Here is a 25,500-nt window from a genome sequence, read left to right on the forward strand (position 1 = left end):
ACCTCAAGAGTTAAGTGGATCGGGTAAAGTTCTGGCCTGCTGCAACCGATGCAGCGTTATTTTTCTGACCTCGGCCTTGCTGACGGCAATATGCGCCGTCAGGATGCGCCGGGCCGCTTCGCTTTGCTGCTGAAGTACCGCCAGCAAAATCTGTGCGTGTTCCTGATAAGTCGCGGCAATCCTGTCCTCACGGGTAAAATCGAGGCGGCGGATAATGCGGATTTTCTCGGTCAGCTCGGCATGGATAGCGGCCATTTCGCCGTTGCCCGCCGCCGCCACTATCGCCATATGAAACGCTTCGTCATGCAGCGACACCGCTTTACCGTCGGCCAGCTGCGGCGCCTCCAGCCAGAAGCGCCGCAGCGCGGCCAGCCGCTCGCCGGTCTGCGCCAGCGGCATCGCGCACAGGCGCTTAACGGCTTCGCACTCCAGCACGATGCGCAGATCGTACAGCTCCTCAAAACGGGTGAAGTCGAACTCGCATACCTGCCAGCCGCTGCGGAATTCGACCTCGACATAGCCTTCGCGCGCCAGCCGAAACAGCGCCTGGCGCACCGGCGTGCGGCTCACCGCCATCCGTCCGGCGATCTCGTTTTCGCTGAAGCGATCGCCGGGCATCAGGCGGAAATCGAAAATATCGTTTTTCAGCGTCTGATAGATTTTGTCCGCCAGCGGCAGGGGACGAGGCTTTGGTGTCTGCATCGCGCCGCGCCTTATTCCAGCCACAGCAGCGCGTCACCCGGCCTGACCGGCCGACCCGGCTGGCAGCCGATACGCCTGACGCGGCCCGCCTGCGGCGCGTTGACGGTCAGCTCCATCTTCATCGCCTCCACCACGATCAGCGGCTGGCCGACCACCACTTCGTCGCCCGGCTGCACCAGCACTTTCCAGATATTGCCGTTGAGATCGGCACTGACCAGCAGGCCATCCTCCTCTTCCTGCGGCAGCAGCGTCTCCTCGCTGGTCAGCGGCGCGCCTTCCTCTTCCTGCGCCCACAGCGCGACCTCGGTTTCGAAGGCGCTGGCCTGGCGCTGGCGGAAATCGGCGATATCGGCGGCGTTTTCCTGTAAAAAGCGCGTATGTTCGGCAAAATCAAAGAAGGTTTCTTCGATGGCGATGCGGCCCCGGCCTTCGCGGAAGTCTTCCCGCAGCCTGTCCAGCTCCGTCTCGCTGACCGGATAGAAACGCACCTGGTCGAAGAAGCGCAGCAGCCAGGGTTCATTCGCCGCAAACTGGTCGTTTTTCAGGAATTTGTTCCAGATCGGCAGCGTACGGCCCACCAGCTGATAGCCGCCGGGGGAATCCATGCCGTAGATGCACATATACATGCCGCCGATGCCGACGGTGCCTTCGGCGGTAAAAGTGCGGGCCGGGTTATATTTGGAGCTGAGCAGGCGATGACGCGGATCCACCGGCACGGCGCAGGGCGCGCCCAGATAGACATCGCCCAGCCCCAGGATCAGGTAGCTGGCGTCGAACAGCGTCTGGCGCACCGCCTCGCGCGTCGGTAGCCCGTTGATGCGTTGAATAAAATCAACGTTGTTCGGCAGCCACGGCGCGCTGGCGCGCACCGTTTCTTTGTAGCGTTCGACGGCGCCCAGCGTGGCGCTGTCCTCAAAGGCCATCGGCAGATGCACGATGCGGGAAGGCACCCGCAGCTGGCTGACGTCGCCCAGCTCTTTCTCCACGCGCAGCAGCAGCGCCAGCAGCTGTTTCTGGCTGAGGATGCGGCTGTCGTAGCGGATTTGCAGCGAGCGCACGCCCGGCGACAGCTCCTCCATGCCCGGCTGGCCGGTTTCGCGCAGGGCAATCATCAGCAGATGAACTCGCAGCCGCAGCGCCAGATCCAGCACGTTGTCGCCATACTCCAGCAGAATATAGTTATCGCCCGCCTGCCGATAAACGGCGGCTGGCGTGCTGGTTGTGGCTTCAAGCGCGGCCAGGGTAGTGCCCGAACCGTGCGCGGTTTCCGCCAGCGACGGCACGGCAAAGGCGGGCGTGGTTATGTTATGTAGCGTGTTAATCCGCGCCTCCTGCGCTTTCTCCAGCGCCAGCGCCTCGTCAAAACTAATCGGATGGAAACGGATGCGGTCGCCCGGCTTGACCTGACCGACTTTCCACAGCTCCGCTTTCGCAATGGTCACCGGGCAGACGAAGCCGCCGAGGCTTGGCCCATCGCGCGTCAGGATCACCGGAAAGTCGCCGGTAAAATTCACCGCGCCGATAGCGTATTCACAGTCGTGCACGTTAGAAGGATGCAGGCCCGCTTCGCCGCCGTTGGGGCGCGCCCAGTCCGGTTTTGGCCCAGCCAGCCGCACGCCAAGCCGGTTGGAGTTGTAGTGAACCTGCCACGACTGCGCGAAGAACTCATCAATGGATCGCTGGGTAAAAAAGTCCGGCGCGCCGTGCGGGCCATAGAGCACGCCGATGCGCCATTCGTCGCCGTAGGTGGGGATCAGCGCGGCGTCAACGGCCTGCGGCTCGCCGACCGGCGCTGGCGTGGTACAGGCGGCAAGCTGCGGCTGCGAAACGGGCAGCATATCAGCCACGCGCAGCGTGCGTCCGGCATGGCCGCCAAACTGGCCAAGGGCAAAGGTCGAACGGCTGCCGAGATAGTCCGGCACGTCAAAACCGTTGCGTACCGCCAGGTAGGTGCGGCAGCCCGTCTGCGCGCGGCCCAGCGTCAGCGTCTGTCCGGCTTTGACCGTCACCGGCTGCCAGTAGCCAACCGGCGCGTCGTCCAGCTTCGCCGGGCAATCCGCGCCGGTTAAGGCGATCACGGCGTCGGTGTGGAAGCGCAGCGTCGGGCCTTGCAGGGTAAACTCCAGGCCCGCCGCTTCTTCTGCGTTGCCAACGATGCGGTTCGCCAGCCGAAAAGCGAAGTCGTCCATCGGGCCGGACGGCGGCACGCCGATGTCCCAGTAGCCGGGACGGCCAGGGTAATCCTGAATGCTGCTCCAGGTGCCGGGTTGGATCACTTCAATGACGTGGGCCACAGGCGTAAAGCTGTCCAGCTGGCGCGTCCACACCTGGCCGCTGCGGAACTCGTCGGTGGCGATAACCTGACGCAGATAGTCAAGATTGGTAGCAATGCCGTGCAGCCGCGTTTCATTCAGCGCCTCGCGCATTTTTGCCAGCGCCGCGTCGCGGTTTTCCGCGTGAACGATCAGCTTGGCGATCATCGGATCGTAAAAGGCGGAAACTTCTGAACCCGTCGTTACACCGCTGTCCACGCGCACCCCTTCCGGGAAGCAGACGTCCGTCAGCACACCGGGGCTAGGCTGAAAGTTTTTTACCGGATCTTCGGCATAGAGCCGCACTTCTATCGCTGCGCCCTGCGGGGCCTGCGCCATACGCGCCCAGTCCGGCTCCACGCCCGCCGCCACCTGCAACATGCACTCGACCAGATCCAGCCCGGTCACGCATTCGGTGACCGGATGCTCGACCTGTAAACGGGTATTCACTTCCAGAAAGAAGAATTCGTCGCGCTGCGCGTCGTAGATATATTCCACCGTGCCCGCGCTGCGATAGTTGACGCGCTCGCCCAGCCGGACAGCTGATTCCAACAGGGCGCGACGCGTTGCTTCCGGCAGATTGGGCGCGGGCGTCTCTTCCACCACTTTCTGATTACGGCGCTGTAGCGAGCAGTCGCGTTCGCCCAGGGCGACGACTTTGCCTTTGCCGTCGCCAAAAATCTGTACTTCCACGTGGCGCGCACGATCGATGCAGCGTTCCAGAAAGACGCCCGCATCGCTGAAGAACTGCTCGCCCAGGCGGCGGACGCTTTCCCAGGCGTCGCGTAGCGCCTGTGCGTCGCCGCAGCGGGTTAAGCCGATGCCGCCGCCGCCCGCAGTACTTTTAAGCATCACCGGATAGCCGATGGCGTCCGCGGCGGTTAAGGCTTCCGCCAGCGAGTTCAGCAGCGGCGTGCCCGGCGTCATCGGCACGCCAGCCTCGGCGGCCAGCTCGCGGGCGCGGTGCTTGAGGCCGAATTCGCCGATTTGCTGCGCCGTGGGGCCGACGAAAACGATGTTCGCAGCTTCACAGGCCGCCGCAAACGGCAGGCTTTCGGAAAGAAAACCGTAGCCGGGCCAGATCGCCTGGGCGCCGCTCTGCTGCGCCGCTGCCAGGATCCTGTCGATACGCAGATAGCTGTCGGCGGCTTTTTCGCCGCCCAGCGCGATGGCGATATCCGCCTCTTTGACATGCTGCGCGTTTTTATCCGCGTCGGAATAGACCGCCACGCCGGTAATGCCCAGCTTTTTCAGCGTGCGCAGGGCGCGGCAGGCGATTTCGCCCCGGTTGGCGACAAGAACGGTATTAAACATGGGAAGCCTCCTTGCGCGCCAGCCAGTTGCGCCAGCCGCCAAACTCGGTGATGTCCCGGGCGTCGGCCAGCGCCGCCGGTTCGCAAATAAAGCCTTTTACCTGACGACCATCCTCCAGCGTCAGCGTGCCGATGCCGAGCGGCGCAGGGATTTCCGCTACGAATTCGCCAAAGCGCGCCAACGGAATGTCCCACAGCTCGATGGTAATGGCTTTGCCGCCGGTCGCTTTCGCCAGCCCCGGCTTGGGCGGCTGGGTGTTGGCCAACGCATAAAGGCGATAGGCGTCGGCGGTGCGGGTTTCTTCCACCAGCACCGCATTGCGGCGGGTTAACTGATGATTCAACGGCATTCCAGTCAGGTGCGCGCCAACGACCGCGACACGAACGTGGTGTGGCGAAGCGGGCAAAGCGGACGGCGCGGCGCAGGCTTTTCCGGTCGCGCCCAGGTCGAGCGCCAGGCTCTGCTGCCAGCGCTGCCCAAAGGTCGCCAGCGCGCGATCGTGCCACGCGGGCGCAATCAGCGTGATCCCGGCGGGCAGGCCGTCCTCACGGAATGGTGCAGGCAGGGCGAGCGCCGAGAGATCGGCCAGGTTAGTAAAGTTGGTATAGGTGCCAAACTGCGAGTTATAGCGCACCGGCTCCTGCCGCATCTCTTCCAGCGTGTGGATGGTCGGCGACGTTGGCACCACCAGCGCGTCAAACTGGGCAAGCGTCTGCTGGATCTGACGGCTCAGCTCCGCGCGCAGGTATTCCGCCTGATAAGCGTCAACCGCGCTGTAGTGCTGGCCGCTGGCGATAATGCCGTACACGGTCGCATCCATCTGTTCCGGATGGTGCAGTATCTCGCCGACGGCCGCGGTACGTTCGGCTACCCAGGGCCCCGAGTAAAGCTGTTCGGCCAGCTGGTGAAACGGCGCAAAATCGACAGGATGCAGCGTGGCGCCGCACGCCTGCAGCGCGGCCAGCGCTTTTTCCCAGGCGGCTTCGGCCTGTGCATCGTCAAAAAAGGTGGGATGAGAAGGAACAGCCAGGCGCGGCGCGGCAGGCAGGGCGGCGGGCGCCAGCGCCGGATTGTCGCGTGAATAGGCGTCGCTGGCGTCATAGCCGCCCGCACAGGTCGCGACCTGGAAAGCATCTTCCACCGTCAGCGCAAACACGGAAAGCGTATCGTTCAGGCGGCAGGCTGGCAGCACGCCGGTGGCCGACAGCCAGCCTTTGGTCGGCTTCAGGCCGACGATATTGTTAAAGCCGGCCGGGACGCGCCCTGAGCCAGCGGTATCGGTGCCCAGCGCGAAGCAGACCAGGCCACGAGCCGTCACGGAAGCCGAACCGGAGCTGGAGCCGCCGCTGACGTAATCCGCATTAAAGCTGTTTTTCACCGCGCCATAGGGCGACCGCGTGCCGACCAGGCCGGTAGCGAACTGATCGAGATTGGTTTTGCCGATGACCACGGCGCCCGCCGCCTTCAGCCTGGCGACCGCAACGGCATCGGTTGCGGCTTCGTGAGCGAAAGCAGGGCAGGCGGCGGTGGTCGGCCAGCCCGCCACGTCGATATTGTCTTTCACCGCAAAGGGCACGCCGAACAGCGGCAGCGACTGCGGATCCTTCTGCCAGGCCGCCAGCAGCGGTTCCGTCTGCGCCCGCAGCTGAGAAGGGGTGGCAAGATAAAGCCAGGCGTTATCTTCCAGGCTCAGCTCCGCCAGCAAAGAGGAAAGGGTAGCGAACAGCTCCTGCGGCTGCTGCTGATGGTAACGCCGCCAGTCATTCAGGGTAAAACCGGTGAAAGCCATAGGTTGAATTCCATCTGGTATACAAGATGGAATAAACAGAGCAAAAGCCGTGCCATACGGATAACTTGCTGATTATTAACTATTTAAGTAAATAATCAGGCGAGGGTGCACGTTATTTGGGCAGCGAATGAACAAAAAAGGGGCGATAAGGAAGCCGGCCGTGCGGGAACGTACAGCACCCGGGGCCGCAGCGAGCGGCGCCCAGGCCGTGCGCTATTATTCTGCCGGATGCCACTGTTTGATGGCGGACTGCTGTCGGCGCCGCGTCAGCATTTTTTCCAGCTCGAATACGGCAAACAGCAGCGCGCCGACGGCCAGCGTAAGCAGCCGGATTTCCTGCGGCAGCGGCACGGTGGCAAACAGGCTTTGCATCACCGGCAGGCCGAACAGAGCCAGCTGCAACAGCGCGAGCAGAGCGCTCGCCAGCCAGAAACCATAATCTTTCAGCAGGCCGGTATTGAGCGAAGATCGCGCCGGTTCGCGGCAGTTCAGCAGCCAGACCCATTGCGCCACGATCAGCGTTTGCAGCAGCACGGCGTGAATAAATTTTGGTTCGTAGCCGCGTGATTGCAGCCACAGCTCGGTTACGAAAGCGCTCAGCATAATGGTTACGCCTGTAAAGCCGAGGTGCCAGAACCGGCAGCCTTGTGCCGACCGGCTCGCTTCGCGCGGCCGGAAACAGACAGGCGTGGACGCTGTTTTTCCGCTGATAAGGCTAACGGCAAGCGTGACCGACGCCGCGACATTTATCCATAAAACCTGAAGAGGCGCGATCGGAATAAATTTTCCTGCCAGCAGGGCGGCGATAAACAGCAGCGTCTGCGCCAGGCAGATTGGCAGCATAAAGCGTCCCGCTTTTTTCAGGCCGTCACGAAGGCGCTGGCCTTCCTGTACGGCGCTGATAAGCGCGGCGAAATGATTATCGGGCAGCACGAGATCGGCGATCGCTTTTGTCGCGCTGCCGTTTGCAGCCTGTGTCGCTATTCCGACATCGGCCTGTTTGAGCGCGGGGATATCCTGAGCGCCGTTGCCGGTGATGCCGACCACTTCGCCCTGGCTTTGCAGCGCGGCGACCAGCCGTTGCCTGTGCGCGGGCGTCATGCCCACAAAGATGTCATAGCGATCCACCACCCGGGCCAGCTCAATATCGCTCATTCGCTCCAGCTGGCGGCCGGTCAACTCGCTATGGCTGCCGCCAATGCCTGTCATTCGACCAATGGCCAGCGCCGTTGCCACAGGGTCGTCGGCCAGCATTTTTACCCGGATCCCGGCACGCTGGCAGTCGGCAATCGCTCTGGCTGCTTCAGGACGCGGCGGATCTATCATGGCCGCTATGCCGCAGAAAATCAGGCCGTTTTGCAAATCGTCGTGGCAAAGCGCGGCCTGGTTTTTATCGGCCGGACGGCAGGCGCTGGCAATAAGGTGCAGGCCTTCTGCAGCGTGGTGCGCTATTTGCTGCTGCCACCAGGCAACATCCAGCGCTTCCAGACCCTGTCCGGTCTGCTGGAAGTCGCATATCCGCAGCAGCGCTTCCGGCTCGCCGAGCGCCAGAATATAGCTTTCGCCGTCAACCAGATGGCGCGTTGCCTGATACTTTCTGAGCTCATCAAACGGCAGCTTATCCAGCAGCAGCGCCGCCCGTTCAGGCAGGTGCGCTTTGGCAGCCGCCACCTTAAGCGCGGCCTGCGTCGGCTCGCCGGTGATGCGCCAGTTTTTTCCCTCATCTTTTAACAGCGTGCTGTCGCTGCACAGATCCATATTTCTTAGCAGGTCGCGGAGCCGGGCGTGTACGGCTGGCGCTATGACGCTACAGTCTTTGTCCTGTAAAAAGCGGCCTGTCGGCTGGTAGCCGTTGCCCTCTACGCGGATCGTTTCTTCGTGCAGGATCAGCGCCCTGACCGTCATTTCGTTCATCGTCAGCGAGTGGGTTTTATCGCAGCAGACGACGCTCAGCGCGCCCAGCGTTTCCGCCGTGGAGAGATGGCGGACGGCAATATTCATTTTCCTCAGGCGCCATATGCTCAACGCCAGCGCCAGCACGATAATCATCGGCAGCCCTGCCGGCACGGCGGCAACCGCCAGACCGGCCAGCGTCTGCATCAGTCCCTGCATCGGCAGGCTGTGCCGCAGCAGCGCATAGAAGAACAGAAAAGCGATCAGCGTGACCATCAGCAGCCAGAAGCCGTTGCCGAGCCTGTCGAACGATCTTAGCTGCGGCGTCCGGCGCGGTCTGACAGAGCACAGGGCCGCCTCGATGCGACCCAGCTGCGTTTTTGCTCCGGTGGCTACCGCAATACCGGTGGCGCAGCCTGAAACCAGCGTGGAGCCGCAAAAAAGCATATTGCTGCGGACTTCCGCAGGCCGTTCGCCTTCGGTCGCGGCCGTTTGTTTGGCAACGGCGGTTGCTTCTCCCGTTAACATGCTTTCATCCACCCGCAGATTTTGCGCCTCGATCAGGCGAAGATCGGCAGGGACTTTATCGCCCGCGCCCAGCATAATGATGTCGCCCGGCACCAGGCTGCGGGTATCCACCTGCAGAATATTACCCTCGCGCCTGACGCTTGCGCGATCGGGAAAGCCGTCTGCAAGATCTGGCGAGCTTTGCGTGGCGTTTTGCTGTAGCCAGTTAGCCAGCAGGTTAAGCAGAATAACGACAAGGATGACGCCGGTATCCAGCCAATGTTCGGTAACGGCGGTTAACACCGAAGCCAACAGCAGAACGCAGATTGGCGCGGTCAGCAGGCGCATCAGCGGGCACCGACGCCTGCGCGGCGGCAGCGTATTGGGGCCGAGGCCGACCAGACGTTTCTGCGCCTCTTCTGCGGAAAGCCCCGATTCATGACTCTGCATTCTTTTTATTACGCCAGCCGCATCATAACGATACCAGGCAGGCGGCGATTTTAATTTTTGCATCACAGGTAATCCTTGCGGGGAGTGGATAACAGAACCCGCTACCAACGTCATAACATCAGTGAGTCAGATGGCTGTTCTCCGCCAGTCAGGCTAAAGGCGGGTAGCGTTGAGGCGAGCAAGGAAGGCTATGCTGAAGGAAAGCAGGGCAAGGATTGTTGATCGCAATTAACCTTTAGCCAGCCAAAATAGCCTGACGAAGCCCTGTTGACCCGGCGTTTAAAGAAGTCAGGTTAAGTAAATTTGCCGATGCGGCATAGCGGGAGTCGCCAGGCCTGGTTAGCATGTTAAGAGCTTTAATGGTAAGCACAGGACAAAGAGAGGCGTTAACGTGGGAAAAGTCATGGCGGACAAGTGGCGGTTTTGGGCGGCAGGCGTTTGCCTGGCGATAGTAACAGGCACGGCGCACGCGGATTCGCTGGATGCGCAGCGCACGCGCTACCTGCAAATCAAGCAGGCCTGGGACAATAAACAGATGGATCAGGTTGCGCAGCTGATGCCCACGCTGCGCGATTACCCGCTTTATCCCTATCTTGAATATCGCGAGCTGGCGCAAAGCCTCGATCAGCAGAGCAGCTTCGTTATCAACGATTTTATTAAAAAAAACCCGACGCTGCCGCCGGTTCGCGCGCTTTCCTCAAGCTTTATCAACGAGCTGGCGCGACGCGAAGACTGGCGCGGCCTGCTGGTGTTCAGCCCGACCGAACCTAAACCTGTTGCCGCACGCTGCAACTGGTACTACGCCAAATGGGCCACTGGCGAGGAGCAGGTGGCCTGGAAAGGCGCTAAAACGATCTGGCTACGCGGCACCTCGCTGCCGCCGGGCTGCGACAGGCTGTTCAGCGCCTGGCAGGCGGCAGGTGAACAGACGCCGATTACCACGCTGGAGCGTATTCGTCTGGCTATGGTGGCCGGCAACAGCAACCTGGTGAATTTCCTGGCGGATCAGCTTCCTGAGGATTATCAGACCATCGCCAGCGCGGTGAAAGATTTGCAAAACAATCCGCAAAACGTGGAGGCCTTCGCCCGTATCGCCGGCCCGACCGATTTTACCCGCCAGGCCACCGCCATCGCTTTCGCGCGCGTGGCGCGTGAAGATGCCGAAAACGCCCGCGCGATGATCCCGACGCTGGTGCGGCTGCAAAAGATGAGCGAGCAGGAAGAGCAGAGCCTGAAAGAGGCGGTCGCGTGGCGATTAATGGGCAGCGACGTGACGACGGAACAGGCGCGCTGGCGCGATGACGTGGTGATGCGCAGCGATTCCGATGCGCTAATCGAGCGCCGCGTCAGGATGTCGCTGGGCAACAACGATCGTCGCGGGCTGAACACCTGGATCGCCCGACTGCCGGTAGAAACCAAGCAGAAAGATGAATGGCAGTACTGGCAGGCCGATCTGCTGCTGGAGCAGGGCCGCAAAGAGGAAGCCGATAAAATTCTGCGCGGCCTGATGCAGGAGCGCGGCTTCTATCCGATGGTCGCCGCCCAGCGTCTTGGCGTTGCCTATCCCCTACAGATTGACGAGGCGCCGTCGGTAGAGCGCAGCCTGACTCAGGGGCCGGAAATCGCCCGCGTGCGTGAACTGATGTACTGGAATATGGATAACCTGGCGCGAACCGAATGGAGCTACCTGGTCGGCAGCAAAAGCCGCAGCCAGCAGCAGCAGCTGGCGCGCTACGCCTACGAGCAGAACTGGTGGGTGCTCAGCGTGCAGGCGACCATTTCCGGCAAACTGTGGAACAGCCTGAAGGAGCGCTTCCCGCTGGCCTATCAGGAACAGTTTAAGCGCTATACGGAAGGCAAAGCGATCCCTGTCAGCTACGCGATGGCGATTGCCCGCCAGGAGAGCGCCTGGAATCCGAAAGCCCGCTCGCCGGTTGGCGCATCCGGGCTGATGCAGGTCATGCCCGCGACCGCGCAGCATACGGTGAAGGTCTATAGCCTGCCGGGCTACAGCAACAGCAGCCAGCTGCTGGATGCGGAAACCAATATCCAGATCGGCACCCAGTATCTGGAATCGGTTTATCAACAGTTCGGCCAGAACCGCATTTTTTCTTCGGCGGCCTATAACGCCGGGCCGTCACGGGTCAGAACGTGGCTGGGGAACAGCGCTGGCCGCCTGGACGCGGTCGCTTTTATCGAAACCATTCCTTTTTCGGAAACGCGTAACTATGTAAAAAACGTGCTGGCTTACGATGCCTACTATCGTCACTTTATGCGGCAGTCGGACAATATTCTCTCTGACGGCGAGTGGCAGCGACGCTATTGATCCCGCCCGGCCTGTGCTAGACTGCTGTACTAGTTAAAGAGTATGGGCCACCTATGACTGAACCTTCCATTCCCGTAACGATGGAACCGCACAACGAAGAGTGGCAGCGCTTTGTTGTGCTGCTCCAGCACGCTTTTGACAACGGACTGCACCTGCCGCTACTTCAGCTGATGATGACGCCGGACGAACGCGAGGCGCTGGGCACGCGCCTGCGTATTATCGAAGAGCTGATGCGCGGCGAGATGAGCCAGCGCGAGCTGAAAAACGATCTGGGCGTCGGCATCGCTACTATCACCCGTGGCTCGAACAGCCTGAAAAGCGCGCCGCCTGCCCTGAAAACCTGGCTGGAGGCGCAGCTGCTGAACGGTTCAGATAAGATCTGATCCGTCGGCGCTTTGCTGGTATACCGCGTTATGGAAAGGGCAGAGCGCCAGGATCAGCGCCTGATGATAGACGCTGGTGCGGCTGAGCTGCCCGGCGGTAAAGGCGCCGATCGCGCCGCCCTTATGCTTGATGTTTTCAATGCCGGTCAGGCTCGCCATCACTTCGCCCAGTTCGCGTCCGGCCGCAATGCCTTTCAGCACCACCGGCGGCAGCGTAAAGCTGGCGGAGCGTGACTCGCCGCGCTGCTGACGGTTTTCAATCACCATCCAGGCAAACGCGCTTTCGCCTTCAATACCGGCTTCAATCGCCACCCAAAAATCCGCCTGCGGACGCAGCTGACGGGCATTTTGCACGCGCTGGCGTGCGCCAGTTCTCGTTTCTGCATCGGTAAGGGGCTGCAGGGCCACGCCGCTGTCGACCTCGACGCCCTCCATATGGCAGGATCCCTCACCGAAAATATCGCTGAAAGCCTGAGAAATTGCCTTAATTTTTGCCGGATTAATGGTTGCAGCGACAACATGGTACATAATTGTTTGAACCCCTTACGCAAATTTGCCGCAGTATAACGGAAAACAGCAATGTTACAGGTCTATCTTGTTCGCCACGGAGAAACGCTTTGGAATGCAGCGAGACGCATTCAGGGACAGTCGGACAGCGCGCTGACGGCTAAAGGAGAGCAGCAGGCGCAGCAGGTGGGTGAACGGATGAAACATCTGGGCATTACTCACGTCATCGCCAGCGACCTGGGCCGCACCAAACGCACGGCTGAAATCATCGCGGACGCCTGCGGCTGTGAAGTGACGCTGGAGCCGCGTCTGCGCGAGCTGAATATGGGCGTGCTGGAAAAGCGCCCGCTGGATTCGCTGACGCCGGAAGAAGAGAGCTGGCGCGCCACGCTGATCAACGGCACCGAAAACGGTCGTATCCCGAACGGCGAGTCGATGACGGAGCTGGCCGCGCGAATGCACGAGGCGCTGAACGCCTGTCTGAACCTGCCCGCCGGCAGCCGTCCGCTGCTGGTCAGCCACGGTATGGCGCTGGGCGTGCTGGTGAGTACGCTGCTGGGGCTGCCTGCGTGGGCCGAGCGTCGGCTACGGCTGCGCAACTGCTCCATTTCCCGCGTCGATTACCAAAAGAGCGCCTGGCTGGCGTCCGGTTGGGTAGTGGAAACGGCGGGAGACGTGTCGCATCTGGATGCGCCCGCGCTGGACGAGCTGCAACGCTAACGAAGACGCGAAGCCGGGCTGAACCGGCTTACTCCTCAGCCTGGCGGCGGATCGGGATCAGATATTCGCAGCGGATATCTTGTGGCGGTTCCGGCTGCCTTTTGCCGCCGTGCGTGTGGAAACGCTCAATATCCTGCCCGTGGCGGCGCGTCAGCTGTAGCGTCGGCATACAGGTACCGTAAAGCAGCAGGATAAACTCCTGCAGGCTGGTTCTCGGCCCTTCGTAGGTAAACTGCACGTACTCGCCGCCTTCCAGCAGCACCGTTTGCGTTGCCGGGACGGGATGGAAAAGCTTATCGGACGGCACGGCGGTGGTGTAGAGAATTTCCTGCTCGTCATCTTTTTCCACGCTGGGCCGCGACTGGTGCAGGCCGTACAGCACGGGCGGGATGGTGTCCGTTTCCGTCAGGAACTGCCGCCAGAAATGCAGGCGCATCTCATCGCGATAGCTGGAAATCTGCTCCAGCGTGCAGGTATAGCTTTGCGTTTGTCCCACCAGCACCGTTTCCGGCAGGGTGACGTAAGTGGCTTCGGGCAGCTGAAAGTCATCCAGCCGGATCGGCGGACGCAGGCCGAAGGAGTGCCAGTCGGAGGCGCGACGATACCAGGCCGGCGTCTGGTTAAACTGTTTTTTAAACGCGCGCGTAAAGGTCTGCTGCGAGTCGAAGCGATACTGCAGGGCAATATCCAGAATAGGGCGGCTGGTCAGGCGCAGCGCGACCGCGGCTTTTGACAGCCGACGTGCACGAATATAGGCGCCGATAGCATGACCGGTAACTTCTTTAAACATCCTTTGCAAATGCCATTTTGAATAGCCTGCTCTGGCTGCGACGTGATCCAGAGACAGCGGCTGGTCAAGGTGGCCTTCAAGCCAGACTAGCAAGTCGCGAATGATACCGGCTTGATCCATAAAACGTCCTCATCCTGGTTAATATTGGTGCAGCAGCAGTTCTGGGATTGCTGAGAGTGAACTTTCGTTTTGTTAGTCCGGTATGCTATACCGGGGCACGCCAGGTCCGCCAGCGTAAAAGCGCTAAGCGAGGTAACTTACAATGTCATCTATTTTCTATGCAATGGTAACGTTATGACAATGAAAAAAATGTTAATGGTCACGGCAATAATGCTCACCCCTCTTGCGGTGCGCGCCGAAGTGGTCGGCTCGGTCGATACCACCTTTAAAGTGTTTGGGCCCGATCATAAGATTATGGTCGAAGCCTTTGACGATCCCGATGTACAAAACGTGACCTGCTACCTCAGCCGGGCAAAAACCGGCGGGATCAAAGGCGGGTTAGGTCTGGCGGAAGATACGTCGGATGCCGCTATTTCCTGCCAGCAGGTTGGGCCGATAACGCTCAGCGACAAGATTGCCCAAGGGAAAGCAGAAGGTGAAGTGGTGTTTCGTAAGCGCACCTCGCTGGTGTTCAAAAAGCTACAGGTAGTCCGCTTTTACGACCGCAAACGTAACGCGCTTATTTACCTTAGCTATTCCGACAAGGTGGTGGAAGGCTCGCCTAAAAATGCGTTAAGCGCCGTTCCCATCATGCCCTGGAGCCGCTAAGGCAAGCGAGAGGGGGCCGCGAAAAACGACCCCTCAACGCAGCACCGGCTTACTCCTGCAGGTCGCCGCAGAAACGGTAACCTTCACCATGAATAGTGGCGATAATTTCCGGCGTGTCCGGCGTGGACTCAAAATGTTTACGAATGCGGCGGATGGTGACGTCCACGGTGCGATCGTGCGGCTTCAGCTCGCGGCCGGTCATTTTTTTCAGCAGATCGGCGCGGGTCTGGATTTTGCCCGGATTCTCGCAGAAGTGCAGCATCGCGCGGAATTCGCTACGCGGCAGCTTGTACTGTTCGCCCTGCGGGCCAATCAGCGAGCGGCTGTTGATATCCAGCTCCCAGCCGTTAAAGCGATAGCTTTCAACCAGCTTGCGCTCCTCGCTGTGCGGCGCCAGATTCATGGTGCGCGACAGCAGATTACGGGCGCGGATAGTTAGCTCACGCGGGTTGAAAGGCTTGGTGATATAGTCATCCGCCCCGATCTCAAGGCCGAGGATCTTATCGACTTCGTTGTCCCTGCCGGTCAGGAACATCAGCGCCACGTTGGCCTGTTCACGCAGTTCGCGCGCCAGCAGCAGGCCGTTTTTGCCGGGAAGGTTTATATCCATGATGACCAGGTTGACGTCGTTCTCTGTCAAAACCTGATGCATTTCTGCACCGTCCGTAGCTTCATAAACCATGTAGCCTTCGGCCTCAAAAATACTTTTGAGAGTATTGCGAGTAACTAATTCGTCTTCAACGATAAGTATGTGCGGGGTCTGCATGTGTTCGCTACCTAAAATTGCCAAAAAACGATATGGGCATACAGCATTTACCGTATGGGTAATACGCGGGCGCCGATTGACGCGTAACGCGGGCTGTACGGAATATGTTCACAAGCCATTCATGGACCGGAAAATACCAGATAAAAAAGTATATTCCCTGTCTCGGCAAGGTCAAAAATGGCGTATATCCTAACCTCATTAACAGCAACATAACAGCACAAGCCACGACCAACAGCCAATAAATAAAGCTTAATTGACTTATATCAATCCAATTGTAGCACGTTGAGGTGCCGTTGAAAAACGCCCCGCCAAAGGGCGATTTAGCTGGATAAGCGCCGCGCAAAGATGAAAAAATAAACGGCTTTCTTTGCAAAGAGTATAGATAAAATTTAACAATTCTTAATTGCCTGAACTACATGAGATTATCGTCAGATAAATGTTTTTATCGCTAAAATCAGCGGAAAAAAGCCGTAGTTTATAATTATAGCTGGTCAGACAGGTCGTTAGTATGTTGTTGATTTGTTAAAATGATAGCAGAGGTTTCCCGTCCATCTTATGCCACGGGACCCTCAGGATATGTCCACACTGAACTTAAGAAGGCCCTTATGCGTTTTCCCCTGATACTTGTTTCACCTGCCCGACCTGAAAATGTGGGGGCGGCGGCCCGCGCCATGAAAACCATGGGATTTGATGAATTACGGATCGTAAACAGTCAGGCGCATCTGGAAGCGGGCGCACGACGGGTCGCGCATGGCGCAGGCGAGATCCTGGAACAGGCTACGCACTGGCCTTCGCTGGCTGCCGCGCTGGCGGATATCGACTTCAGCATCGCTACCACCGCGCGAAGCCGGGCAAAATTCCGCTATTACGCCACGCCGCAGCAGGTAGAAAGCCAGCTGGCGGAAAAGCAGCAGTGGATCGGCAGCGCGGCGCTGGTGTTTGGGCGTGAGGATACCGGCCTGACGAATGAGGAGTTAGACCAGGTGGATTTGCTGACCGGCATTCCGATGGCGGCGGACTATCCTTCGCTGAATCTTGGGCAGGCGGTGATGGTGTACTGCTATCAGCTGTCGGCGCTGCGTCAGGTCGCCGCCGTGCCGGCCGTCACGGCTGACGGTCAGCAGCTGAAGGCGCTGCGCCAGCGGCTCAGCCAGCTGGTTGAGCGGCTTGAGGTCAGCGACGATCGCAAACTGGTCGACTGGCTGGATCAGCGTCTGGGCACGCTGCAACAGCGCGACACCGCTATGCTGCACCGGCTGCTGCACGACATAGAAAAAAATCTTATAGATAAAAAAACTGGTTAACGCTTTATACATAGCAAGACATGCTACGGGTAAGCGGCTTTCGCCTTGGTTAAGATCTGTTTTCAGGCCAAATCCCTGGCGGGCGTTTTGTCAGCCGATTTGCGCCTGCGGATAAAAAAATTGACTTAGCCAGGGCTTTGCTTTACTTCTGAAAGCGGACAAATTCAAGACAGACAGTAAAATCTAAAATGCGTACTTACAGCCTGATGACAACAATCATTATTACCACCACCACCATTACCACAGGTAACGGTGCGGGCTGACGCATACAGGAAAAAATAAAAAAAGCCCGCACCTTAAACAGTGCGGGCTTTTTTTTCGGCAAAAATTCAGGAGATGATTATGCGAGTGCTGAAATTCGGTGGAACCTCAGTCGCCAACGCGGAAAGATTTTTGCGCGTGGCGGATATTCTGGAGAGCAATGCTAAGCAGGGACAGGTCGCTACCGTATTGTCCGCGCCGGCCAAAATCACCAACCATCTGGTGGCGATGATTGAAAAAACCATCAGCGGGCAGGATGCGCAGGTAAACCTGCTCGATGCCGAAAAGATTTTTGACGTTTTGCTGCAAGGGCTGGCGGAAGCGGAGCCGAAATTTCCCTACGCCCGTCTGAAAGCCGTGGTGGATGCGGAGTTCGCTCAGCTGAAGCAGGTGCTGCACGGTATCGGCCTGCTCGGCCAGTGCCCGGACAGCGTCAATGCCGCCATTATCTGTCGCGGCGAGAAGCTGTCGATCGCCATTATGGAAGGGCTGCTCCAGGCGCGCGGCTACGGCGTCAGCGTGATCGATCCTGTTGAAAAGCTGCTGGCGGTTGGCCACTATCTTGAGTCCACCGTGGATATTCCTGAATCCACTCGCCGTATCGCCGCCGCGCAGATCCCTGCCGAAAATATGATCCTGATGGCGGGCTTTACTGCCGGAAACGAAAAGGGCGAGCTGGTGGTGCTGGGCCGTAACGGCTCCGACTACTCCGCCGCCGTGCTGGCTGCCTGTCTGCGCGCCGACTGCTGCGAAATCTGGACCGATGTCGATGGCGTTTACACCTGCGATCCGCGTCAGGTGCCGGACGCCCGCCTGCTGAAAACCATGTCCTATCAGGAGGCGATGGAGCTTTCCTACTTCGGCGCTAAAGTGCTGCATCCGCGCACCATCACGCCGATCGCCCAGTTTCAAATTCCCTGCCTGATTAAAAATACCGCCAACCCGCAGGCGCCCGGCACGCTGATCGGCGGCGACAGCGCCAGCGACGATAACCCGGTAAAAGGCATCACCAACCTGAATAACATGGCGATGTTTAACGTCTCCGGGCCCGGCATGAAAGGGATGATCGGCATGGCCGCGCGCGTGTTCGCCGCCATGTCCCGCAGCGGCATTTCCGTGGTGCTGATCACCCAGTCTTCTTCCGAATACAGCATCAGCTTCTGCGTGCCGCAAAGCGATCAGCTGCGCGCCCGTCGCGTGCTGGAAGACGAGTTCTTCCTGGAGCTGAAAGACGGGCTACTGGAGCCGCTGGACGTAATGGAAAATCTGGCCGTGATTTCGGTGGTGGGCGACGGAATGCGTACGCTGCGCGGTATCTCCGCGAAGTTCTTCTCGGCGCTGGCGCGGGCCAATATCAATATCGTAGCCATTGCGCAGGGCTCTTCAGAGCGCTCTATTTCCGTGGTGGTGCATAACGACGACGCCACGACCGGCGTGCGCGTGGTGCATCAGATGCTGTTCGCCACCGACCAGGTGATCGAAGTGTTTGTGATCGGCATCGGCGGCGTGGGCGCCGCGCTGATCGAACAGCTTTCCCGCCAGCAGGCGTGGCTGAAGAACAAGCATATCGATCTGCGCGTCTGCGGCATCGCCAACTCCAAAGCGCTGCTGACCAACGTGCACGGCATTCCGCTGGACAACTGGCAGGCCGCGCTCCAGGAAGCCAAAGAGCCTTTTAACCTGGCGCGCCTGAACCGTCTGGTGAAAGAGTATCATTTGCTTAACCCGGTGATTGTCGACTGTACCTCCAGCCAGGCCGTAGCCGATCAGTATGCGGATTTTCTGGCCGATGGTTTTCACGTGGTCACGCCTAACAAAAAGGCCAATACCTCGTCCTGGCAGTACTATCAGCAGATGCGCGCGGCGGCGGCTAAATCGCGCCGCAAGTTCCTGTACGATACCAACGTGGGCGCGGGCCTGCCGGTGATTGAAAATCTGCAAAACCTGCTTAACGCCGGTGATGAGCTGCTGCGTTTCTCCGGCATTCTGTCCGGATCGCTCTCTTATATCTTCGGCAAGCTGGACGAGGGCGTGTCGCTGTCGGAAGCGACCCGTACGGCGCGCGAAATGGGCTTTACCGAGCCGGATCCGCGCGACGATCTCTCCGGGATGGACGTGGCGCGCAAGTTACTGATTCTGGCGCGTGAAGCGGGCTATCAGCTGGAGCTGAGCGATATCGAAATCGAAGCCGTGCTGCCGGAGGCGTTTAACGCGCTGGACGTGGAAACCTTTATGCAGCGGCTGCCGGAGCTGGACGACGCTTTTACCGCCCGCGTACGCCGCGCGGCCGATGAGGACAAAGTGTTGCGCTTTGTCGGCGTGATTGAAGAGGGCGGCCGCTGCCACGTGAAGATCGACGCCGTTGACGGCAACGATCCGCTGTATAAAGTCAAAAACGGCGAAAATGCTTTAGCTTTTTACAGCCGCTATTATCAGCCTATACCGCTGGTGCTGCGCGGTTACGGTGCCGGTAACGACGTGACCGCCGCGGGCGTGTTTGCCGATCTGTTACGCACCTTGTCATGGAAGTTGGGAGTTTAAACATGGTTAAGATCTATGCGCCAGCCTCAATTGGCAACGTCAGCGTCGGCTTCGACGTGCTGGGCGCGGCGGTTTCGCCCGTCGACGGAACGCTGCTGGGCGACTGCGTAACGGTGGAGGCGGCCAGCGAGTTCAGCCTGCGCAACGAGGGACGCTTCGTCAGCAAGCTGCCTGCCGATCCGCAGGAAAATATCGTCTGGCAGTGCTGGGATCGCTTTTGCGAGGCGACAGGCAAACGCGTGCCGGTAGCGATGACGCTGGAAAAAAATATGCCGATCGGCTCCGGTCTGGGATCTAGCGCCTGCTCGGTGGTGGCCGGACTGATGGCGATGAACGAACATTGCGGCAGGCCGCTTGACGACAACCAGCTGCTGACGCTGATGGGCGAGCTGGAAGGTCGGGTTTCCGGCAGCGTCCACTTTGATAACGTGGCACCCTGTTTCCTGGGCGGCCTGCAGCTGATGCTGGAAGAGAACGGCGCGATCAGCCAGCCGGTGCCATGCTTTGATGACTGGCTGTGGGTGATGGCCTATCCCGGCATCAAGGTTTCCACCGCCGAGGCGCGGGCGATCCTGCCTGCGCAATATCGCAAAGAAGATATCATCAAACACGGCCGCTATCTGGGCGGCTTTATTCACGCCTGCCACACTCAGCAGCCGGAACTGGCGGCGAAGCTGATGCGCGACGTGATCGCCGAACCCTACCGCACTAAACTGTTACCGGGCTTCGCCAATGCCCGCCAGGCCGCCCAGGATATCGGCGCGCTGGCCTGCGGCATTTCCGGCTCCGGGCCGACGCTGTTCGCCGTCTGTAATCAGGCCGACACGGCGCAGCGCATGGCAGACTGGCTTCGCCAGCACTACCTGCAAAACGAGGAAGGCTTCGTCCATATTTGCCGCTTAGACACGGCTGGCGCACGTAAACTGGGATAACGCATGAAACTTTATAATCTGAAAGATCACAACGAGCAGGTCAGCTTTTCACAGGCGGTTAAACAGGGTCTGGGCAGCCAGCAGGGGCTGTTTTTCCCGCTGGAGCTGCCGGAGTTTGAGCTGACCGATATCGACGCCATGCTGGAGATGGATTTCGTCAGCCGCAGCAGCAAAATTCTCTCTGCTTTTATCGGCGACGAAATCGACGCGCATCATCTGCACGAGCGTGTGAAAAACGCGTTTGCGTTCCCCGCGCCGGTAGCGAGAGTCACCGACGATATTTCTGCGCTGGAGCTGTTTCACGGCCCGACGCTGGCTTTTAAAGACTTCGGCGGCCGCTTTATGGCGCAGATGCTCTCTTACGTCAGCGGCGCGGACGAGAAGATCACCATCCTGACCGCCACTTCTGGCGATACCGGTGCGGCCGTAGCCCATGCGTTTTACGGCATGGACAACGTGCGCGTGGTGATCCTCTATCCGCAGGGCAAAATTAGCCCGTTGCAGGAGAAGCTGTTCTGTACGCTGGGAGGCAATATCCAGACGATCGCTATCGACGGCGATTTCGACACCTGCCAGTCGCTGGTCAAGCAGGCCTTCGACGACGAGCTGCTGAAGAAGGCCATCGGCCTGAACTCGGCGAACTCGATCAATATCAGCCGCCTGCTGGCGCAGATTTGCTACTACTTTGAAGCGGTGGCGCAGCTGCCGCAGGAAAAACGCAATCAGCTGGTGGTGTCGGTGCCGAGCGGTAACTTCGGCGATCTGACGGCGGGCCTGCTGGCGAAATCACTGGGCCTGCCGGTGAAGCGTTTTATTGCCGCCACCAATGCCAACGACACCGTGCCGCGCTTCCTGAAAGGCGGCGAGTGGCTGCCTGCCGCTACCGTTTCCACGTTGTCGAACGCCATGGACGTCAGCCAGCCGAACAACTGGCCGCGCGTTGAGGAGTTGTTCCGCCGCAAAACCTGGCGCCTGACCGACCTGGGCTTTGGCGCGGTAGATGATGAAACCACCCGCGCTACTATGCGCGAGCTGGCGGATCTGGGCTATATCTCCGAGCCGCACGCCGCTATCGCTTACCGACTGCTGCGCGATCAGCTACAGGAAGGCGAGTTCGGGCTGTTCCTGGGGACGGCGCATCCGGCCAAGTTCAAGGAGAGCGTGGAAGAAATCCTGGGCCAGACGCTGCCGCTGCCGCAGGAGCTGGCGGATCGCGCCGATCTGCCGCTGCTGTCGCACAAGATGGCCGCCGATTTCGCCGAGCTGCGCGACTTCCTGCTTTACAAATAACGCCTGCGGCCCTTATTCATAAGGGCCTGAGATTGTTGACACACTCATCCTCTGTCATCAAGTCGCATTGGGGCCGGTGGAAAGCAGCGGAGGCAGATCGGAACACGGACACGCCGTGAATACGTCCATGTAGGCTCGTTTCGCGCGTCCATGCGCGAAAACGGTCCGCTTATCCGCTCAGCCTCTGCCGCTGTGAAGCGGTTGTGTCGCTATCAAAAACGACAGTGTAGAGTCGCAGGCTTTTAAGTCTGTCATCAAACATTGGCCCTTACCCGTAAGGGTCTTTTCCTGCCTGTTATGCCGTCCCGCTGGTGGAGGGCTCTCCTGAGTTTCCGGTTGATTGTGGTGACCCTGAAGGCTGAATAGCGGCCGTTTGCTGCCCGGAAGGCGGCGCGGCAATCGCCTGCTGGCTACGGCTATCCGCTGCCGGATTCGGCTGTCCGGCGGCGGTGATATTCACCGGCCCGCTGGTGGCAGCTGCTACGGCGGCGCGCACTTTACTGTGCGCCTGATAGATCTGGTTCACCATCTTGTAGGTCAGGCCAAACGCGGCTGCGGTGCCGCCGTTGTTCAGCAGGCTGGAGAGCTGCGGCGACAGCGAGCCTTTGGTCGCCGCATTCAGCACCTGCTGCGCGGCCAGGGTGCTGGCATTGGCGAAGTTATTCCAGCTCAGGCGGGCAATGGAGTGATCCAGCAGGCGGCCATAATCTTTCATCGGCAGGGAAGGGGAGAACTTCTGCGAGTCGCCCGCGCGTTTGGCGTCATAATGCTTGCCCAGAAAGGCGTCGCCCGTCTCAATCACGGTGTTGCAGGCGGCCCGGATGCCGGAAACCAGCGCCGCCATCGCGTGCAGCTCTTTCCCGCTGAGCCGCTGCCCGGCCGCATCGCGAATTTCAGGGCCGGAAACGGTATAGCCCTGCGGCAGCGCTTTCTGGATCAGACCGTCCTGCAACATGCCCATCGCCAGCGTATTCAGCGTGTACCAGGCACCGTTGGTGCGCATATCGCCATCGCTGACGCCGTGGCTTGGTTTGCCGTCGCGCGAGGCCACCATGCTGCCGGTCGCCTGCAAAGATTCGCGCGAGGCCGCGTAAAGCACGTTGCGCAGCTGGGTGCTGAGCACGCGGGTGGTTAAGCCAGGGTTGCCGGTCAGCACGCCAGCCGCCGACATGCCTATATTCATCAGTTCGGCGGCGACCTGCTGCCCGGTTACGCGCTGTGAGTCCTGCTGGTGTTTGTCCGTCATATTTTGCCATTCCTGCGGCTTATCGCGCTGGATTACGTCTGCCTGGCCCGGACTCAGGCCAAACTGACCGCGCACGGCAACGGCATTGTTTTGCGGATCGCGTGCCAGACGCGGCTCCCTGATATGGTGATGCGCGGCGATGTTTGCCAGCGACACCGCGACCTGAAGCCCCACGGCGGCGGCCGGATGCTTCTCGGCCAGATGCGGCAGCATCATGTTATAGGCCTCGATAAATGCCTCTTCGCGCATCAGCGTCGGCAGCCCGCAGGTCACCATCTGCTGTAGCGCATGGCCGCCCAGCGCGCCCCAGGCTTTGTTTTGCAGCGGCGCAGAGGCGAATTTCCCCAGCGTGACGGCGGAGTGTTTGGTTTCGTTCCAGCCCGCTTTTCCGGCAATTTTTGCGCCTTTCCAGCTTTGATTACCGACATACTTCGTGCCCTGCCAGCCCGCTTTGCCCGCTACCGTCATTTTGTCGGCGGCGTAGCTGCCGCCGGTTTTTAAGCCGCCCCATGCCGCGTTGCCAACGGTTTGCAGGCCGCCCGAGGTCGTCTGTAACCCTTTTCTGGCGCCCTCCGCCAGGCCGGAAAAAAACTGGCCTGCCGCGTGACTCGCTCTGGCCGCGCGCGCTGGCCCCGTGGGCAGCGGGCCGCTTTCAATATCGCCCCGGCTGTTCTGCACGGTCATCTGCTGTAGGGCGGGCGCGCGCTGGATTGAATCAGTCATAAGTCGCCTCTCTGTGTATCGCTACTGAAAGCCATGGTCAGGGTCATCAGATTTGCCAGCCATTCGGCTAAATCAAGGCCGTCCAGCCCCAGGGAATCCCAGCGGCAGAGCAGGCTGACCTCTTCCTGATAAAGCCCCAGCGAGCAGTGCGTCAGCGGCTGTAAATCCCCGTTGGCGACCAGCAGCCGACGGGCGTCATCCTTCTTCAGCTCAAGCGGCGTGGAAAGGAAAAGGTGGCGGCCGTCACCGTCGGCGGTAATGGCTATCTCACGCTCGGGAAAGCGTAGCGAACAGAGGCAGCCGTTGAGCTGGTATTGCGTTGCGGGCAGTTCTAACGCGGCGACAGCCTGCTGCACCAGCGGGTAGTGCCACCGGGCGGCCAGCGCCTGTGCCGCCAGCGCGTCGATTTTTAAAGCCGTCTGCTGCTGCCAGCCCATGACCCAGCCGGGCAGCGCTGGCGCTTTGTCTGCTTGCTGCGTTGCCTCGGGCTGGCCGAGAGACAGCAGTAAATCGATCAGGCTGGCGGCAAGGGCGTCGATATCGTTAAGGATGGCCGCCAGCGCCAGCGCATCATCAACGGCGTCAAAAGCCAGGCGTCTGGTCAGCAGCGTCGTACCCTGTTCATCCAGCGAGAGGCTGATGCCGTTCATCGCCATCGCCACGCCGTTAGCGCGCAGCAACAGCTGCTGCCAGGTTTCAGAATGGATTGCCTGGGGCGTGCGCAAATAGCCAACGACGAGCCACAGCGGGACGGGATCTTCGCTTTGGCAAATCATAACTACATGCAGCGCGTCCAGGCGGAGCAGGCCGGTTGTGGCAAATTGCTGCTGCGCCTTTTCGTCTACGCCAAACTGCGCCGCTGCCGCTTGCAGCCAGGCATGCGAGCCAACGGGCAGCGGATTTTGCAGCGTGGGCGCGGCGGCGTTTACGGTGGGAGGATGCGTGGCGTGCCAGGCCCTGTCAGTGACGGTTTTAAGAAGCGCTTGCCGATCCATAATTACCTCAAGGCTGATGCAGATAAACCTTGAGTAGAGCGATCGGCGGCGCGGTTCGGCACCATAACAAAACGCTATGGCTGGATCTGAAAAGGCGGCTCGCCCGCGAAAGCGGGATCAGGCGATTTCGTGACGTTTAAACACCAGCTCGCGCTCGCTGCTTTCGTCAGCCACGAAAAAGTAGCCGTCAACGTCGAACGCTTTCAGCTGTTCCGGCTGCGTCAGGCGGCGCTCGATAATATAACGGCTCATCAGGCCACGGGCCTTTTTGGCGTAGAAGCTGATAACCTTAAACTTGCCGTTCTTCTCGTCCAGGAACACCGGCTTGACGATGCGGCCTTGCAGCTTCGCTGGCTTCACCGTTTTAAAATACTCATCGGAAGCCAGGTTAATCAGCACGTCGTCGCCCTGTTCCGCCAGCGCCGCGTTCAGCGCTTCGGTCAGCCTGTCGCCCCAAAAGGCATAAAGATCTTTACCGGCAGGATTGGTCAGCTTAGTGCCCATCTCCAGACGGTAAGGCTGCATCAGATCCAGCGGCCGCAGCAGGCCGTAAAGCCCGGAAAGCATGCGCAGATGCTGCTGGGCAAAGGTGAAGTCGTCTTCGCTGAAGGTCTCCGCCTGAAGTCCGGCGTAAACGTCGCCCTTAAAAGCCAGAATGGCCTGGCGCGCGTTATCCGGCGTAAAAGGCGTATGCCATGCCTGAAAACGACCGGCGTTTAAATCGGCCAGCTTGTCGCTGATGCTCATCAGTGAGCCGATCTGCGCGGGCGTCAAGTCGCGCGCCACGTCAATCAGCTTTTTGGCATCATTCAGCAGCGCGGGCTGCGTAAAGCGGGCGGTCGCCAGCGGGCTTGCGAAATCCAGCGTCTTGGCCGGGGAGATCACCATCAACATGACAGAATCCTTATGTAATACGCCATCGGAGGGCAAAAAAAAGCGCAGGCAGTGTAGCAAAAAAGCGCCGTGGCACGACAAATCACT

The 25,500-nt window shown here is 59.9% G+C and carries 19 protein-coding genes and 1 other annotated feature; of the genes, 9 read left to right on the forward strand and 10 right to left on the reverse strand.

Translation table 11 applies throughout. The annotated features are described in order from the left end of the window. Positions 1-3 precede the first annotated feature (3 nt). The 4 genes from QCD69_RS13700 to QCD69_RS13715 all read right to left on the reverse strand — a co-directional run bounded on the left by QCD69_RS13700 (position 4) and on the right by QCD69_RS13715 (position 9,030). Positions 4-702 (reverse strand): GntR family transcriptional regulator, encoded by a 699-nt coding sequence (locus tag QCD69_RS13700; RefSeq protein WP_253455409.1) that lies wholly within the window; start codon positions 700-702, stop codon positions 4-6. 11 nt (positions 703-713) lie between these two features. Then, positions 714-4,328, reverse strand: a complete 3,615-nt coding sequence (gene uca / locus QCD69_RS13705) for an urea carboxylase (RefSeq protein WP_301252427.1) — start codon at positions 4,326-4,328, stop codon at positions 714-716. Further along, the gene (gene atzF / locus QCD69_RS13710) at positions 4,321-6,117 is read right to left on the reverse strand and encodes an allophanate hydrolase (protein ID WP_301252429.1); all 1,797 of its coding nucleotides are present in this window, start codon (positions 6,115-6,117) and stop codon (positions 4,321-4,323) included. The genes uca and atzF overlap by 8 nt, the downstream gene beginning before the upstream one ends. Positions 6,118-6,333: 216 nt before the next feature. Further along, positions 6,334-9,030 (reverse strand): P-type ATPase, encoded by a 2,697-nt coding sequence (locus tag QCD69_RS13715; protein ID WP_301252431.1) that lies wholly within the window; start codon positions 9,028-9,030, stop codon positions 6,334-6,336. A gap of 340 nt (positions 9,031-9,370) precedes the next feature. Between QCD69_RS13715 and sltY the strand changes: the two genes are divergently transcribed. Both sltY and trpR read left to right on the forward strand, forming a co-directional pair. Further along, positions 9,371-11,293: a murein transglycosylase gene (gene sltY, locus QCD69_RS13720; protein ID WP_301252454.1), complete on the forward strand. Its 1,923-nt coding sequence runs from the start codon at positions 9,371-9,373 to the stop codon at positions 11,291-11,293. Positions 11,294-11,346: 53 nt separating this feature from the next. After that, positions 11,347-11,676 (forward strand): trp operon repressor, encoded by a 330-nt coding sequence (gene trpR, locus QCD69_RS13725; RefSeq protein ID WP_125290501.1) that lies wholly within the window; start codon positions 11,347-11,349, stop codon positions 11,674-11,676. Here trpR and yjjX read toward each other — a convergent pair. Beyond that, entirely contained in the window at positions 11,662-12,204 is a 543-nt protein-coding gene (yjjX, locus tag QCD69_RS13730; protein ID WP_253455401.1) for an inosine/xanthosine triphosphatase, read from the reverse strand. The two genes, trpR and yjjX, sit on opposite strands and share 15 nt — an antisense overlap. Before the next feature lie 51 nt (positions 12,205-12,255). Here yjjX and gpmB point away from each other — a divergent pair, with 51 nt between their 5' ends. Then, the gene (gpmB, locus tag QCD69_RS13735; protein WP_253455399.1) at positions 12,256-12,903 is read left to right on the forward strand and encodes a 2,3-diphosphoglycerate-dependent phosphoglycerate mutase GpmB; all 648 of its coding nucleotides are present in this window, start codon (positions 12,256-12,258) and stop codon (positions 12,901-12,903) included. 28 nt (positions 12,904-12,931) lie between these two features. Here the strand turns inward: gpmB and robA are convergent, their stop codons facing one another. After that, positions 12,932-13,813, reverse strand: a complete 882-nt coding sequence (robA, locus tag QCD69_RS13740) for an MDR efflux pump AcrAB transcriptional activator RobA (protein WP_253455397.1) — start codon at positions 13,811-13,813, stop codon at positions 12,932-12,934. Positions 13,814-13,987: 174 nt separating this feature from the next. Between robA and creA the strand changes: the two genes are divergently transcribed. Beyond that, positions 13,988-14,461 (forward strand): protein CreA, encoded by a 474-nt coding sequence (gene creA, locus QCD69_RS13745; protein WP_253455395.1) that lies wholly within the window; start codon positions 13,988-13,990, stop codon positions 14,459-14,461. 49 nt (positions 14,462-14,510) lie between these two features. On the opposite strand, the gene arcA is transcribed toward creA, so the two are convergent. Continuing rightward, positions 14,511-15,227 carry a two-component system response regulator ArcA gene (gene arcA, locus QCD69_RS13750; RefSeq protein ID WP_125290506.1) on the reverse strand — a complete coding sequence of 239 codons (717 nt, stop codon included), beginning with the start codon at positions 15,225-15,227 and terminating at the stop codon, positions 14,511-14,513. A gap of 605 nt (positions 15,228-15,832) precedes the next feature. On the opposite strand from arcA, the gene QCD69_RS13755 reads away from it, so the two are divergent. The 5 genes from QCD69_RS13755 to thrC all read left to right on the forward strand — a co-directional run bounded on the left by QCD69_RS13755 (position 15,833) and on the right by thrC (position 21,555). Beyond that, a complete protein-coding gene (locus tag QCD69_RS13755) occupies positions 15,833-16,531 on the forward strand; it encodes a tRNA/rRNA methyltransferase (protein ID WP_253455393.1) in 699 nt (232 codons plus the stop codon). Between the two features lie 188 nt (positions 16,532-16,719). Beyond that, the gene (gene thrL, locus QCD69_RS13760; protein ID WP_301252455.1) at positions 16,720-16,794 is read left to right on the forward strand and encodes a thr operon leader peptide; all 75 of its coding nucleotides are present in this window, start codon (positions 16,720-16,722) and stop codon (positions 16,792-16,794) included. Then, positions 16,727-16,851: a sequence feature (Thr leader region), on the forward strand. Its footprint overlaps the gene before it by 68 nt. Before the next feature lie 22 nt (positions 16,852-16,873). Further along, positions 16,874-19,333, forward strand: coding sequence for a bifunctional aspartate kinase/homoserine dehydrogenase I (thrA, locus tag QCD69_RS13765; RefSeq protein WP_253455391.1), 2,460 nt, complete (start codon positions 16,874-16,876; stop codon positions 19,331-19,333). Between the two features lie 2 nt (positions 19,334-19,335). Continuing rightward, positions 19,336-20,265: a homoserine kinase gene (gene thrB, locus QCD69_RS13770; protein WP_253455389.1), complete on the forward strand. Its 930-nt coding sequence runs from the start codon at positions 19,336-19,338 to the stop codon at positions 20,263-20,265. Positions 20,266-20,268: 3 nt separating this feature from the next. Continuing rightward, on the forward strand, positions 20,269-21,555 hold the full coding sequence (gene thrC / locus QCD69_RS13775) for a threonine synthase (RefSeq protein WP_301252432.1): 1,287 nt from the start codon (positions 20,269-20,271) through the stop codon (positions 21,553-21,555). Positions 21,556-21,850: 295 nt separating this feature from the next. On the opposite strand, the gene QCD69_RS13780 is transcribed toward thrC, so the two are convergent. The 3 genes from QCD69_RS13780 to yaaA form a co-directional block, all read right to left on the reverse strand. Further along, positions 21,851-23,524, reverse strand: a complete 1,674-nt coding sequence (locus tag QCD69_RS13780) for a hypothetical protein (RefSeq protein WP_253455386.1) — start codon at positions 23,522-23,524, stop codon at positions 21,851-21,853. Beyond that, positions 23,521-24,519, reverse strand: coding sequence for a type III secretion system chaperone (locus QCD69_RS13785; protein WP_301252433.1), 999 nt, complete (start codon positions 24,517-24,519; stop codon positions 23,521-23,523). The genes QCD69_RS13780 and QCD69_RS13785 overlap by 4 nt, the downstream gene beginning before the upstream one ends. Before the next feature lie 117 nt (positions 24,520-24,636). After that, complete coding sequence (yaaA, locus tag QCD69_RS13790; RefSeq protein WP_301252434.1) at positions 24,637-25,413, reverse strand: peroxide stress protein YaaA; 777 nt, start codon at positions 25,411-25,413, stop codon at positions 24,637-24,639. Positions 25,414-25,500 lie beyond the last annotated feature (87 nt).

Source organism: Erwinia sp. PsM31 (assembly GCF_030433775.1).
In the GTDB taxonomy this organism is placed as follows: Bacteria; Pseudomonadota; Gammaproteobacteria; order Enterobacterales; family Enterobacteriaceae; genus Erwinia; species Erwinia aeris.

Excerpts from the sequence above, each read along its gene's own strand:
- QCD69_RS13700 (WP_253455409.1), bottom strand. The coding sequence starts at position 702 with ATGCAGACACCAAAGCCTCGTCCCCTGCCGCTGGCGGACAAAATCTAT.
- uca (WP_301252427.1), bottom strand. The coding sequence starts at position 4,328 with ATGTTTAATACCGTTCTTGTCGCCAACCGGGGCGAAATCGCCTGCCGC.
- atzF (WP_301252429.1), bottom strand. The coding sequence starts at position 6,117 with ATGGCTTTCACCGGTTTTACCCTGAATGACTGGCGGCGTTACCATCAG.
- QCD69_RS13715 (WP_301252431.1), bottom strand. The coding sequence starts at position 9,030 with ATGCAAAAATTAAAATCGCCGCCTGCCTGGTATCGTTATGATGCGGCT.
- sltY (WP_301252454.1), top strand. The coding sequence starts at position 9,371 with ATGGCGGACAAGTGGCGGTTTTGGGCGGCAGGCGTTTGCCTGGCGATA.
- trpR (WP_125290501.1), top strand. The coding sequence starts at position 11,347 with ATGACTGAACCTTCCATTCCCGTAACGATGGAACCGCACAACGAAGAG.
- yjjX (WP_253455401.1), bottom strand. The coding sequence starts at position 12,204 with ATGTACCATGTTGTCGCTGCAACCATTAATCCGGCAAAAATTAAGGCA.
- gpmB (WP_253455399.1), top strand. The coding sequence starts at position 12,256 with ATGTTACAGGTCTATCTTGTTCGCCACGGAGAAACGCTTTGGAATGCA.
- robA (WP_253455397.1), bottom strand. The coding sequence starts at position 13,813 with ATGGATCAAGCCGGTATCATTCGCGACTTGCTAGTCTGGCTTGAAGGC.
- creA (WP_253455395.1), top strand. The coding sequence starts at position 13,988 with ATGACAATGAAAAAAATGTTAATGGTCACGGCAATAATGCTCACCCCT.
- arcA (WP_125290506.1), bottom strand. The coding sequence starts at position 15,227 with ATGCAGACCCCGCACATACTTATCGTTGAAGACGAATTAGTTACTCGC.
- QCD69_RS13755 (WP_253455393.1), top strand. The coding sequence starts at position 15,833 with ATGCGTTTTCCCCTGATACTTGTTTCACCTGCCCGACCTGAAAATGTG.
- thrA (WP_253455391.1), top strand. The coding sequence starts at position 16,874 with ATGCGAGTGCTGAAATTCGGTGGAACCTCAGTCGCCAACGCGGAAAGA.
- thrB (WP_253455389.1), top strand. The coding sequence starts at position 19,336 with ATGGTTAAGATCTATGCGCCAGCCTCAATTGGCAACGTCAGCGTCGGC.
- thrC (WP_301252432.1), top strand. The coding sequence starts at position 20,269 with ATGAAACTTTATAATCTGAAAGATCACAACGAGCAGGTCAGCTTTTCA.
- QCD69_RS13780 (WP_253455386.1), bottom strand. The coding sequence starts at position 23,524 with ATGACTGATTCAATCCAGCGCGCGCCCGCCCTACAGCAGATGACCGTG.
- QCD69_RS13785 (WP_301252433.1), bottom strand. The coding sequence starts at position 24,519 with ATGGATCGGCAAGCGCTTCTTAAAACCGTCACTGACAGGGCCTGGCAC.
- yaaA (WP_301252434.1), bottom strand. The coding sequence starts at position 25,413 with ATGTTGATGGTGATCTCCCCGGCCAAGACGCTGGATTTCGCAAGCCCG.